Below are 12,537 nucleotides of genomic sequence, written 5' to 3'. Positions count from 1 at the left end.
GGGCCGCGGGGGCTCTCCGGATGGTTACGGAACGTTGCCGGCCGGTGGGCCGGGGGCCTCTCCCGCCGGAGTCTCCTCGCGCAGGGCGAGGCGGCTGTGCGTGCGGCCGTAGAGGCAGTAGACCACGAAGCCGATCACCATCCAGATGGCGAACCGGAGCCAGGTCTCGGCCGGCAGGTTGAGCATCAGCCACAGCGTGGCGCACACCGACACGATCGGTACGAACGGCACCCAGGGGGTACGGAAGGCGCGGGGCAGGTCCGGACGGGTCCGGCGGAGGATGATCACACTGATCGCGACGACGACGAAGGCGAACAGCGTGCCGATGTTCACCAGTTCCGCCAGTTCGCTCAGGCTGGTGAAACCGGCGACGATCGCGATGATCCCCCCGAGCAGGACGGTCGGCCGGTGCGGGGTCCTGAACCGCGGGTGGACGCGGGAGAAGAAGCGCGGCAGCAGTCCGTCCCGGCTCATCGCGAAGAACACCCGGGTCTGGCCGAGCAGCAGGATCAGACACACGGTGGTCAGTCCGACGGCGGCGCCGAAGCTGATCACGCCCGCGTACCAGGGGTGGCCGATGGCCTTGAAGGCGTCGGCGAGCGGGGCCTCCACGGACAGCCTCGTGTACTTCTGCATGCCGGTGACGACGATGGAGACGGCGACGTAGAGCACGGTGCAGACGAGCAGCGAGCCGAGGATGCCGCGGGGCATGTCGCGCTGCGGGTTGCGGGTCTCCTCGGCGGCGGTGGCGACGATGTCGAAGCCGATGAACGCGAAGAACACCACCGAGGCGGCGGTGAAGATGCCCATCACACCGAAGTTGGCGGGCGCCCAGCCGAACATCAGCTGGATGAGCGGGGCTTTGAGGTTGCCGCCCGCGGGCACCGGCTGGGCGGGCGGGACGAAGGGCTTGTAGTTGTCGCCGTTGACGAAGAAGGCACCGGCGATGATCACGATGAGCACGACGGCCACCTTGATGGCGACGACGATCGAGGTGATCCGGGCGGACAGCTTCATGCCGAGGACGAGGATGCAGGTGAGCACCAGCACCAGGGCCGCGGCGAGGATGTCGAACCCGAAGCCGTGCGCACCGTCCCGGCCGGCCAGGTAGTCCGGCAGGTGCCAGCCCGCGTTGTCCAGCAGCGAGCGGATGTAGCCGGACCAGCCGACCGCCACCACCGCCGTGCCGAGCGCGAACTCCAGGACCAGGTCCCAGCCGATGATCCAGGCAGGCAGTTCACCCAGGGAGGCGTAGGCGAAGGTGTACGCGGAACCCGCTACGGGGACCGTGGAGGCGAACTCGGCATAGCAGAGGGCGGCGAGCGCGCAGACCACGCCGGCCACCACGAAGGCCAGGGACACCGCGGGGCCCGCGTTGTTCTTGGCCACCTGTCCGGTGAGGACGAAGATGCCGGTGCCGATGATGACACCGACGCCGAAGACGGTCAGGTCGAGGGCGGAGAGGGACTTCTTGAGCGAATGCTCGGGTTCCTCGGTGTCCCGGATGGACTGCTCGACGTTCTTCGTCCTGAAGAGCGTGCTCACGTGCCTACCTCCCACGCTTGTCGTCCTCGACATGATCGAGAGGGCTGGGGATGCGTATGCCCCGGCACAGGCAGGTTCACGCAAACGGGCCGGTTCCGCCACTGCAGGGAGTGGCGGAACCGGCCCGTGTCCGTGCTTGCGCGGGACAGGCCTTAGTCGCGCGCGGGTTCCACGGAGTCGACCTCGTCGGCCGTACGGTCGAACCGACCGTCCAGCTTGGACACCAGACCGGTGACCTGGCGGGCGATGTCCGGCGCGGTCAGCCCGATCTCGGCCATGACCTCGGCGCGGGAGGCGTGGTCGAGGAAGCGCGGCGGGATGCCGAAGTCGCGCAGCGGCACGTCCACGCCCGCGTCCCTGAGGGCCTGGGCGACCGCCGAGCCGACACCGCCGACGCGGCTGTTGTCCTCGACGGTGACGACCACCCGATGGCGCTCGGCGAGCGGGGCCATGGCCTCGTCGACGGGCTTGACCCAGCGCGGGTCGACGACGGTGGTGGAGATGCCCTGCCGGTCGAGCAGGGCGGCGATCTCCAGACACATCGGGGCGAGGGCGCCGACGGAGACCAGCAGTACGTCCGGGAGGTCGGTGCCGGGCTCGCGCAGCACGTCCATGCCGCCGACCCGGCCCACGGCGGGCACCGCGGGGCCGACGGCGCCCTTGGAGAAGCGCACCACGGTCGGCGCGTCGTCGACGGCGACGGCCTCGCGCAGCTGCGCCCGCACCTGCTCGGCGTCGCGCGGGGCGGCCAGCCGCAGCCCCGGTACGACCTGCAGGATCGACATGTCCCACATGCCGTTGTGGGAAGCGCCGTCGGTGCCGGTGACGCCGGCCCGGTCCAGCACGAAGGTCACCCCGCACTTGTGCAGGGCCACGTCCATCAGGACCTGGTCGAAGGCGCGGTTGAGGAAGGTGGCGTAGACGGCGAAGACCGGGTGCACACCGGCGTGGGCCAGGCCGGCCGCGGAGACGGCGCCGTGCTGCTCGGCGATCCCGACGTCGTAGATCCGGTCCGGGAAGGTGTCCGCGAACTTCTTCAGGCCGACGGGCTGCAGCATCGCCGCCGTGATGGCCACGATGTCCTCGCGCTCCTTGCCCAGCTCGACCATCTCGTCGCCGAAGACGGAGGTCCAGTCGGCGCCGGAGGCCTTGACCGGCAGGCCCGTGTCGGGATGGATGGGGCCGATGCCGTGGAAGCGGTCGGCCTCGTCCTGGAGGGCGGGCTGGTAGCCGCGGCCCTTCTCGGTGAGGCAGTGCACGATGACCGGCCCGCCGAACCGCTTGGCCCGGGCCAGCGCCGACTCCAGCGCCTCGATGTCGTGGCCGTCGATCGGGCCGACGTACTTCAGGCCCAGGTCCTCGAACATGCCCTGCGGGGTGATGAAGTCCTTCAGCCCCTTCTTGGCGCCGTGCAGGGTCTCGTACAGCGGCCTGCCGACGACCGGGGTGCGGTCGAGGATGTCCTTCGTCCGGGCGAGGAAGCGCTCGTAGCCGTCGGTCGTACGCAGGGTCGCCAGGTGATTGGCGAGCCCGCCGATGGTCGGGGCGTAGGAGCGCTCGTTGTCGTTGACGACGATGACGAGCGGGCGGTCCTTGGCCTCGGCGATGTTGTTCAGCGCCTCCCAGGCCATGCCGCCGGTCAGGGCGCCGTCACCGATCACGGCGACGACATGGCTGTCGCGCTGCTTGAGCTGGTTGGCCTTGGCGATGCCGTCGGCCCAGCCGAGGACCGTGGAGGCGTGGCTGTTCTCGATGACGTCGTGCTCGGACTCGGCCTGCGAGGGGTAGCCGGACAGGCCGCCCTTCATCTTCAGCCTGGAGAAGTCCTGCCGGCCGGTGAGCAGCTTGTGCACGTAGGACTGGTGTCCCGTGTCCCACAGGACCTTGTCCTTCGGGGACTCGAAGACGCGGTGCAGGGCGATGGTGAGCTCGACCACGCCCAGGTTGGGACCGAGGTGGCCGCCGGTCTTGGAGACGGCCTCGACGAGGAAGGTCCGGATCTCCTCTGCCAGCTGGTCCAGCTCCTCCAGGCTGAGCCGGTCCAGATCGCGCGGTCCCCTGATGCGGGTCAGCAGCGGCACCCGTGCCTCCTTGCAGTAGAGCTGATCGAGCTGTTGCCGGGCTTGACGAGTCTAATGTTCCGGCTTTGCAGGACACGACAGTGCCCGGTGCCTTTGGAGCACCGGGCAAAATGAGCCACCTGAAAGGGGCGCGGGGTGCTGCGCGACCGGCCGCGACGGACCGGACCCGCAAGCACACCCGCGCCCCCATGGGGCTAGGCGTTACGCACGCCCCGCCGACTTCTGCGTCTTGCGGGTCACCGCGTCGATGACGACGGTCGCCAGCAGCACGCCACCGGTGATCATGTACTGGACCGGCGAGGCGATGCCCTCCAGGGCGAGACCGTACTGGATCGAGACGATGACCAGCACGCCGAGGAGCGCGTTCCAGGTGCGGCCACGGCCGCCGAAGAGGGACGTGCCGCCGATCACGGCCGCCGCGATCGCGTTCATCAGCAGGTCGCCTCCGCCGGCGCCCTGGTTGGCGGACGCGATCTTGGAGGCGATGAACAGACCGCCGATCGCCGCGAACGTACCGGAGACGGCGAAGACCGAGATCCGGGTCAGGTCCACGTTGATACCGGCACGGCGGGAGGCCTCGACGCTGCCGCCGAGCGCGAAGATCTTCCGGCCGTAGGCGGTGCGGCGCAGCACGAAGTCCGTGATCATCAGCACTGCCACGAAGATCACCACGGCCAGCGGCAGACCCTTGTACTGGTTGAAGACGTACGCGGCGACGAAGGCGACGACGGCCAGCAGCGCGGTGCGCAGGACCGTTTCGCTCAGCGGCCGGGACGGTACGCCGGCGGCCTCACGGCGCTTGTTGCCGAGGAAGGAGCTGAGGAAGAACAGCACCGTCACCGCGAGGGCGAGCCCGTAGGCGGCGGCCACGTCGGAGAAGTAGTAGCTGGTCAGCTTGGCGACCAGGCCGTTGCCGTTCAGGTTGATCGTGCCGTTGTCGCCCAGGATCTTGAGCATGAGGCCGTTCCAGAACAGCAGGCCGGCCAGGGTGACCGCGAAGGCCGGCACCCCGATCTTCGCGAAGAAGAAGCCCTGCAGCGCGCCCGCGACCGTTCCGGTGAGGATGGACAGCACCAGGGCCAGGATCTCGTTCATGCCATGCGTGACGTTGAGCACCGCGAAGGTGGCGCCCGCGACACCGGAGAGCGAGCCGACCGACAGGTCGATCTCGCCGAGCAGCAGGACGAACACGATGCCGACGGCGATCATGCCCGTGCCGACCATGGCGACGGAGATGTCGGACAGGTTGCCCGCCGTCATGAAGTTGGAGTTCAGACCCCAGAAGATGCACCAGATGATCGCCAGACCGAGGACGACCGGCAGGGAGCCGAGGTCACCGGCCTTCATCTTCCGCTTGAACTCGGTCCAGTATCCGAGGATGCCCTCTTCGCGCACCAGCAGACGGGGGTCGACGGCGACGTCGGAGCCTCGTGCCGCCTCGGGGTTCTCCACGACGTTGTCCTCGGGGGACGTGGAGGTCTTGTCGATGCTCACTTCTTGATCTCCCCATTGGTGCGCGCCGCACGACGGGTCACGGCATTGTCCGTGGCGCCGGTGATGGCGGAGATGATCTCTTCCTGCGAGGTCGACTTGACCTCGAAGACGCCGTTGTTGCGACCCAGACGCAGGACGGCCACCTTGTCGGCGACGGCCTTCACGTCGGCCATGTTGTGGCTGATGAGGATCACGGCGTGACCGCGCTCCCGCAGCCGTTCCACCAGGTCGAGGACCTGTGCGGTCTGCTCGACGCCGAGGGCGGCGGTGGGCTCGTCGAGGATGACCAGCTTCGGCTCGCCGAGCATGGAGCGGGCGATGGCCACGGTCTGGCGCTGACCGCCGGAGAGCGAGGCGATCGGGATGCGGACGCTCGGGATGCGGATCGACAGCGTGGTGAGCAGTTCGCGGGAGCGGCGCTCCATCTCCACCTCGTCCAGGACACCGCGACGGCGGATCTCCCGGCCCAGGTAGAGGTTGCCGACGACGTCGATGTTGTCGCACAGCGCGAGGTCCTGGTAGACCGTCGCGATGCCCAGGTTCTGGGCGTCGTGCGGCTTGCTGATCTGGACGGCCTTGCCTTCCCACTCGATGACGCCCTCATCGATGGGGTGAACGCCGGCGATCGTCTTGACCAGCGTGGACTTTCCGGCACCGTTGTCGCCCACCAGGGCGATCACTTCACCGGCGTGGACCTCAAGCTCTACGTCGGTGAGCGCCTGAACGGCACCGAACCGCTTGGAGACCCCGCGCAACGCCAGCACGGGCGTAGCGGACACGTGAACCATCTCCTTCGCCGCCTGACCCGGCGGGAGGTTGTGCAGAAGTTGGGGGATGTTCCGTCCGGCGCCCCACGACGAGCTTGCGGGGCTGTCTGATGTGCGGGGCGCCGGAGGAGCTGGGTCGGCCTTCTTTCCCGTCAGCGGAATTCAAGTGCGAATTCGCCTAGTGGGGAAGGACCGCGCGGCTGCTTACTTCAGACCGATCTTGTCGCAGGCCGCCTTGTACTGCGCGGTGCAGATGTCGCTGACCGTGTAGACGCCGTCCTTGAGGACGGTGTCCTTGATGTTGTCCTTGGTCAGCGCGGTGACCGGCACCAGGACCGAGGGGACCTGCTTCGTGGTCGGGCTGTCCACCTTGTCCTTGGCAACGGAGTCGAGGGACTTGCCCTGGGCGAGGTCCACGGCCATCTCGGCGGCTGCGGCGGCCTCCGGGGCGTAGGGCTTGTAGACGCTCATGTACTGGTCGCCGGTGACGATGCGCTGGACACCCGCGAGCTCCGCGTCCTGGCCGGTGACCGGGACCTTGATGCCGGCGGCCTTGAGGGCGGTGATGATACCGCCGGCCATGCCGTCGTTGGCGGAGTAGACGCCGACGATGTTCTTCTTGCCGAGGGCGGAGATGGCGCCCTCCATGTTGGAGTTGGCGTTCTCCGGCTTCCACTCCTTGGTGTCGTACTCCTTGCCGACGTTCACCTTGCCGTCGAGCACCTCGTGGGCGCCCTTCTTGAACTGGGCGGCGTTCGGGTCGGTGGAGGAACCGTTCATCATGACGATCTTGCCGGACTTGGCCTTGGAGCCGAGCGCCTTGAGCAGCGCCTCGCCCTGGGTCTTGCCGACGGTCTCGTTGTCGAACGACGTGTAGGCGTCGATCGGGCCCTGCGCCAGGCGGTCGTAGGCGACGACCGGGATGCCCGCGTCCTTGGCCTTCTGCACGGAGTTCTTGATGGCGGCGGCGTCCACAGCGTCGACGATCAGCACGTCCACCTTGTTGGTGATCATGGTGTCGACCTGCTGGTTCTGCATCGTGGCGTCCTGCTTGGCGTTGGCGTAGACGACCTCGCCCTTGCCGTTGGTCAGCTCCTTGACCTTCTTCTCGATCAGGGGCTTGTCGAACTTCTCGTACCGCGCGGTCTGGTTCTCCGGGAGGAGCAGACCGACCTTGATGGCATCGCCCTTCTTGGCGCTGCCGGAAGACTTGGAGGAGCCACTGGACTCCTTGGCGCTGCCACAGGCGGCGAGAGAGACGGCCATGGCACCAGCAGCAACGGCGAAGGCCGCACGACGCATACGCGTGTTCACTTCAGAAACCTCCCTGACGAGGCCGCGTCGTTGCGGCCGAGGTGGCTGGAAGTCAACTCGGCCACACGTGCGACGTCAAGAAGTAAATCCTTAACGAGATGGCAACGGTGCCATCCGTTCTCTAAGTGAAGGCAGGGGGCGCCGTGGACAGAATGCCCGCGACAGAACCGTCCAGAAGGGTCGAATCGCCCATCTCGCTGAGAGCGAGCGCGAGCGCCCCGAGCACCTCCGCACGGCCGCCAAGTGCCCCCGGAAGAACGGACAGTTGGCGCGCCGCACTGGGGATGGCATAGCGGCCGACGGACTCCCTGATGGGCCCGAGGACCAGCTCTCCGGCCTCGGCGAGATCGCCGCCCAGGACCACCCGGCTCGGGTTCAGCAGGTTGCAGAGATTGGCCACTCCGCTGCCGATGTGGCGGCCGACGTCGGCGATCACCCGACGGCAGCCCGGGTCTCCGTCCCTGGCCAGCCGGACGATGCCCTCCATCGTCAGATCGGCGCCATGACTGGGCTGGAGCAGCGGAAGCACATAGCGCGCCGCCGTGAACGTCTCCAGACAGCCACGGTTCCCGCAGCGGCAGACCGGGCCGGATTCATCGAGTGTAATATGCCCGATTTCTCCTGCGGTGCCGCCCGGCCCGCGGTAGATCTGCCCGTTGATCACCAGACCGGCGCCGACACCGCTGGCGACCTTGATGTACGCCAGGTCGCGGACGCCCTTGCCGCTGCCCCAGACCAGCTCGCCGAGGGCACCGAGGTTGGCGTCGTTGTCCACGTGCACGGGCACGCCGAGACGCTCGCGCAGCTCCTCGGCGGGCTTGGTGCCGCCCCAGCCGGGCAGGATCGCCGTGGACCCCAGGGTCCCGGACTCCACGTCGATCGGACCGGGCACGCCGAGCCCGACCCCCGCCACCTTGGACCGGTCGACGCCGGTCGCCGCGATCAGGCGGTTGACCAGCTGTTCCGCCCGGTCGAAGCCCTGCGTGGAGGAGGCGTCCACATCCAGCGGCTCGGACTCCTCGGCGAGCACCTGGTGCGCGAGGTTCCCGATCGCGACACGCAGGTGGGCATGGCCGAAGTCGACGCCGATGACGATCCCGGCGTCCCCGCTCAGCGACACGCTGCGGGCCCGCCGGCCGCCGGCCGACGTGGGCGTGACCTCGACGGTTCCGCCGTCCTTCAGCTCTCGCACAATGTTCGAGACCGTCGCGGCGGACAGGCCGGTCGTACGCGCGATCTCCGCCTGCGTGAGCGATCCCGCCAGCCGTACCGCACGCACGACTCGTTCCAGGTTGGCTCGGTGCAGCGACGACTGCGACCCCGGAGTCTCCATCGACCCATCCACTCCCGCCATCGGCCGGGCGGCCCCTGCGCCGCCCGTGGCCCAGGTCACATCTGCGGAACCGGGCCACTTACAAGTTATGAACTCCAAGCTCGGCTGTACGGGTTACCGCAGTCAAGTCCTTGACGGAAATCGCTGTCACTTCCGTGGTCCGCCCCGGACACCTCGCGGACACGTGTGTGCCACCCGGAACAGGGCGGAAACGGGCCCGCACGGGGCTCCGGCACTGGGTGCGAGGGGTACGGCGCAGGGGGCGCGCGGAGGTCGGCGAATCGTTCAGCCGCGGAATCCGGGGGCGGGCCGTGACCGGGTTGTGACCGGAGACCGGCGGCCCGGTGCGCAGGGTGGCTGCGGCCGGTGCGCAGTGCCGCTGCGCCCGGTGTGCAGCGCGACTGCGACCGGTGTGCGTTACGGCTGCGGTCGGCGTCCAGTGCGGCTGCGCCCGGTGTGCGTTGCGGCTGCGGTCGGCGTGCAGTGCGGCTGCGCCCGGTGTGGATTGCGACTGCAAAGGAGGCCGCCGGGCAAGGTCCGCTCGCGATGCGCTCCCGCGGCCGGGCGGAAAGGAGCCGGCCCGGGTGCCGCAGTGGCGCCCGGGCCGGAGGGGATACGTCAGCGTGCGGCTACTTCAGCGCGCCCGCCGTCAGGCCCGCGACCACCTGGCGCTGGAAGACGATGTACGCCGCCAGCACCGGCAGCATCGCCATCACCAGGCCCGCGAAGAGGCCGGACCAGTCGCCCTTGTAGCCCTGGCTGACCGCCAGCTGGACCAGGCCCTGGGTAAGGACGCGCTTGTCGGGGTCGGTGTTGAGGACCGTGGGGAGCATGTACTGGTTCCACTGGCCCAGGAAGTTGAAGATCCCCACGCTGATCAGGCCGGGCTTGGCCATGGGCAGCATGATCTGGAAGAACGTACGGGTGTGCGAGGCGCCGTCGACGAAGGCCGCTTCCGCCACCGAGGTGGGCAGGGTGCGGAAGAACGCGGTCAGGAAGAAGACCGTGAACGGCAGTGAGTACGCGATGTAGACCAGGATCAGGCCGTGGATCGTGTTCAGCAGGCCCATGTTGTTCACGACGTAGAACAGCGGGACCAGCGCCAGCATGATCGGGAAGCTCATGCCGCCGATGAAGAGGTAGTAGATGAACCGGTTCCCGGGGAAGTCGAAGCGGGCCAGGACATAGGCCGCCATCGAGCCGAGGACCAGGGTGCCGATCAGCGAGCCCCCGACCACCAGGATGGTGTTCAGGAAGTAGTCGCTCATGTTGGCCTGGGTCCAGGCCCGCGACCAGTTGTCGAAGTGCAGCTTGTCCGGCAGGGACCAGGGCGAGCCGAAGATGGAGCTGTCGTCCTTGAAGGACGTCATCACCGCCCACAGCAGCGGCAGGACCACCATGATCGCCCACAGGATCAGCATGCCGTGGGAGAAGACGTTGAGGACGCCGCCCTCTCTCTTCCGCGCCGGGGGCTCCGGCGGCGCCACGTCGACCTTGGAGACGGTCGCGCCGGACTCGGCCGGCAGCGGGGCGGGGGTCTCGGTCGTCTTCATCGCTTCAGTACTCCAGCCGCTCGCGACGGCCCAGCCGCATCACGATCGCGGCGAACGCGAGCGTGACGACGAGCAGGGCGACGCCGATGGTGGTGGCGTAGGCGGCCTGACCGTCCCGGAACGCCTTCTGGTACACGTACAGGACCATCACCGTGGTCGAGTAGTCCGGACCGCCCGGCCCGGTCGTCATGATCTGTACGACCGCGAACGACTCGGCGCCCAGCGCGAGGATGCCCATGTAGACCCAGCCGGACTGCACCGTGTCCCACAGCAGCGGCAGGGTGATGCGGAAGAACGTGGCGGAGCGGCTCGCTCCGTCCAGCAGCGCCGCCTCGTACAGTTCGGCCGGAATCGACGCCATGCCCGCGGAGAACAACACCACGAAGAAACCCACCGTGGACCACACGAGCACCGCCATCACGCACCACAGCGCGAGACTCGGATCACCGAGCCAAAGTGGCTGGATATTGTCGAGGCCGATGCCCCGCAGGAACGAGTTGATCGCGCCGCTGTCCGGGTTGTACGCGAAGGCGAACAACAGCGAGACGATCGCGATCGACAGCACCTGCGGAAAGAAATAGACGATTTTGTAGAAGGACGAGCCCCGGACGCCCGAGACGACGGGGCCGCCCCTTCTCCGTCGTCCGCCCACATTGATCATGAAGGCGAAGAACAGCGCCAGACTGAGTGTCACCAGCGGCAGCACCAGGGCGAAGAGCAGGCTGTGCTGCAGCGACTTCCAGAAGATGTCGTCGTGGAACATCCTCTTGTAGTTGTCGAAGCCGACCATCTTGAAATCGGGGCTGAGGCCGGTCCAGTCCGTGAACGAGTAGTAGATGGACTGGATGAACGGCCACACCACGAAGAGCGCGTACAGTCCGAGGGGGGCAGCCAGAAACCCCACGATGAACCGGTACTTGCCGTGCTGCATCGCCACTCCGGTGCGGTAAGGGTGCTGGTTACTGGTGCTTGTAGTGCTTGATCGTGGTGTCCTTCGCCGCCTCGTCGGCGAAGCCCTGGATCTTCTTGATGGCCTCGGCCGGGGTGAGACGGCCGGCCATCATCTCGCCGAGTCCCGCCACACCGATCTTCTCCTTCTGCAGCTGCACGTACCAGTCCTGAATCCGCGGATTCACCACGTTGGATCCGGCCTTGTCCAGCGCGGCCACACCCGACTTCAGACCCGGGGTGAGGGTGATGCCGGTGGTGCCGCCGTTGTACGCGGTCAGCGACTTCACCTTGGCGGTGAAGTTCTTCGAGGACGCCTCGGAGAGCATGATGCGCAGCTGCTCCATGCCGCCCTCGGAGTTCGCCGCCTTGGCCGGCACGATGAAGGGCTCACCGCCCGAGGCCCAGATGGTGCCGAACGGCATCTTGTCCGAGCTGTCGATGCCGGTGGGCGCGGAGACGGCGAGGTTGAAGTCGGCCGGAATGACATTGGCCGATTCGTTCTCCACCCAGGAGCCGTTCGGGATGAACAGCGCCTTGCCCTTGGCCCAGGCGGTCTGCGACTGGATGTGGTCCAGGCCCGGGGTGCCCTTGAGGATGTAGCCCTTCTTGTACAGCTCGTAGTAGGCCTCGAAGCAGGCCTTGACGGCCGGGTGCTTCCAGGCGTTCGGCTCCAGGTTGTCGATGGCGTCGAGCACCTCACGGCCGCCGACCTTGCCGATCATCGGGTACAGCGAGAAGGGGATGTAGTACGGGTACTTGCCCGCGTACGTCCAGCCCGCCATGCCCTTCTTCTTGGCCTTCTCGCACACGGCGAGCATCTGGTCCCAGGTCTGGGGGTATTCCGCGTCGAGCGAGTCCAGGGCCTTCTGCGAGTACCAGACGCCGTAGACCGTGTAGGCGTAGTACAGGATCCAGACCGGCTTGCCGTCGAACTGGCCCATCTCCACGATGCCGGGGCGCAGCGTGTCGCGGACCTTCTTGTTCGGGTCGTCGTACGAGGGCGCGTCGAGCAGCGGGGTGAGGTCCGCGAGCTGGTTCTTGCCCACGAGCACGCCCATGTCCATCTGCTCGGCGCCGGAGTTGTCGATGAGGTCCGGCGGGTTGCCCTGGTTGAAGCGGGGCTGCAGGGTGGACTGGATCTTCTGGGTGGCGGAGAACTTCACCGTCGCCTTGGGGAAGTCCTTCTGGTAGATCTTCACCGCGTCCTGGGCGTACTCCTTGCCGAAGCCGCCGTCGAAGAGGACGAATTCCATCTTCGCGGTCTCGTTGACGGCGAGCGGGTTCTTCGCGGTCTTCTTGCCCGCCTTCGCCTTGTCCTGTCCGCTGCCGCCGCTGCTCGCGCAGGCGGACAGCAGGCCCATTCCGGGGGCCGCCACCAGGCCGAGCGCCGCCGAACGCTTGATCAGATCGCGGCGGCCGACACCTTCGCCACCGTGGTGCTCAGTGGATCCCATGCTCAAGTCCTCGCCTTCTCCAGGACTCAGGCGGTGAACCGGATC

9 protein-coding genes are annotated in these 12,537 nt (G+C 67.7%); all 9 read right to left on the bottom strand.

The features are described from left to right. Positions 1-24: 24 nt before the first annotated feature. The 9 genes from ACZ7P3_RS33460 to ngcE all read right to left on the bottom strand — a co-directional run bounded on the left by ACZ7P3_RS33460 (position 25) and on the right by ngcE (position 12,492). A complete protein-coding gene (locus ACZ7P3_RS33460) occupies positions 25-1,545 on the bottom strand; it encodes an amino acid permease (protein WP_472087404.1) in 1,521 nt (506 codons plus the stop codon). Positions 1,546-1,697: 152 nt separating this feature from the next. Next, positions 1,698-3,626: a 1-deoxy-D-xylulose-5-phosphate synthase gene (dxs, locus tag ACZ7P3_RS33455; protein WP_472087402.1), complete on the bottom strand. Its 1,929-nt coding sequence runs from the start codon at positions 3,624-3,626 to the stop codon at positions 1,698-1,700. 201 nt (positions 3,627-3,827) lie between these two features. Beyond that, positions 3,828-5,120, bottom strand: a complete 1,293-nt coding sequence (locus ACZ7P3_RS33450; RefSeq protein ID WP_472087400.1) for a sugar ABC transporter permease — start codon at positions 5,118-5,120, stop codon at positions 3,828-3,830. Beyond that, positions 5,117-5,908, bottom strand: a complete 792-nt coding sequence (locus ACZ7P3_RS33445) for an ATP-binding cassette domain-containing protein (protein ID WP_361126773.1) — start codon at positions 5,906-5,908, stop codon at positions 5,117-5,119. Before ACZ7P3_RS33445 ends, ACZ7P3_RS33450 begins: the two co-directional genes overlap by 4 nt. Before the next feature lie 183 nt (positions 5,909-6,091). Next, complete coding sequence (locus tag ACZ7P3_RS33440) at positions 6,092-7,189, bottom strand: substrate-binding domain-containing protein (RefSeq protein ID WP_472087567.1); 1,098 nt, start codon at positions 7,187-7,189, stop codon at positions 6,092-6,094. 133 nt (positions 7,190-7,322) lie between these two features. After that, entirely contained in the window at positions 7,323-8,534 is a 1,212-nt protein-coding gene (locus ACZ7P3_RS33435; RefSeq protein ID WP_472087398.1) for an ROK family transcriptional regulator, read from the bottom strand. A 629-nt stretch (positions 8,535-9,163) separates the two neighbouring features. Further along, entirely contained in the window at positions 9,164-10,087 is a 924-nt protein-coding gene (locus tag ACZ7P3_RS33430) for a carbohydrate ABC transporter permease (RefSeq protein ID WP_472087397.1), read from the bottom strand. Positions 10,088-10,091: 4 nt separating this feature from the next. After that, a complete protein-coding gene (locus ACZ7P3_RS33425) occupies positions 10,092-11,018 on the bottom strand; it encodes a carbohydrate ABC transporter permease (RefSeq protein WP_472087565.1) in 927 nt (308 codons plus the stop codon). A gap of 28 nt (positions 11,019-11,046) precedes the next feature. Beyond that, positions 11,047-12,492 carry an N-acetylglucosamine/diacetylchitobiose ABC transporter substrate-binding protein gene (gene ngcE, locus ACZ7P3_RS33420; RefSeq protein WP_472087395.1) on the bottom strand — a complete coding sequence of 482 codons (1,446 nt, stop codon included), beginning with the start codon at positions 12,490-12,492 and terminating at the stop codon, positions 11,047-11,049. Positions 12,493-12,537 lie beyond the last annotated feature (45 nt).

The sequence above is a fragment of the Streptomyces sp. NPDC107581 genome, from assembly GCF_055657175.1.
Note: the sequence above shows the minus strand (reverse complement) of the source record. Positions and strands in the feature narration are given on the sequence as shown.

Coding starts and splice junctions, on each gene's coding strand:
- ACZ7P3_RS33430 (WP_472087397.1), bottom strand. CDS start 10,087: ATGAAGACGACCGAGACCCCCGCCCCGCTGCCGGCCGAGTCCGGCGCG.
- ACZ7P3_RS33445 (WP_361126773.1), bottom strand. CDS start 5,908: ATGGTTCACGTGTCCGCTACGCCCGTGCTGGCGTTGCGCGGGGTCTCC.
- ACZ7P3_RS33440 (WP_472087567.1), bottom strand. CDS start 7,189: ATGCGTCGTGCGGCCTTCGCCGTTGCTGCTGGTGCCATGGCCGTCTCT.
- ACZ7P3_RS33435 (WP_472087398.1), bottom strand. CDS start 8,534: ATGGAGACTCCGGGGTCGCAGTCGTCGCTGCACCGAGCCAACCTGGAA.
- ACZ7P3_RS33425 (WP_472087565.1), bottom strand. CDS start 11,018: ATGCAGCACGGCAAGTACCGGTTCATCGTGGGGTTTCTGGCTGCCCCC.
- ngcE (WP_472087395.1), bottom strand. CDS start 12,492: ATGGGATCCACTGAGCACCACGGTGGCGAAGGTGTCGGCCGCCGCGAT.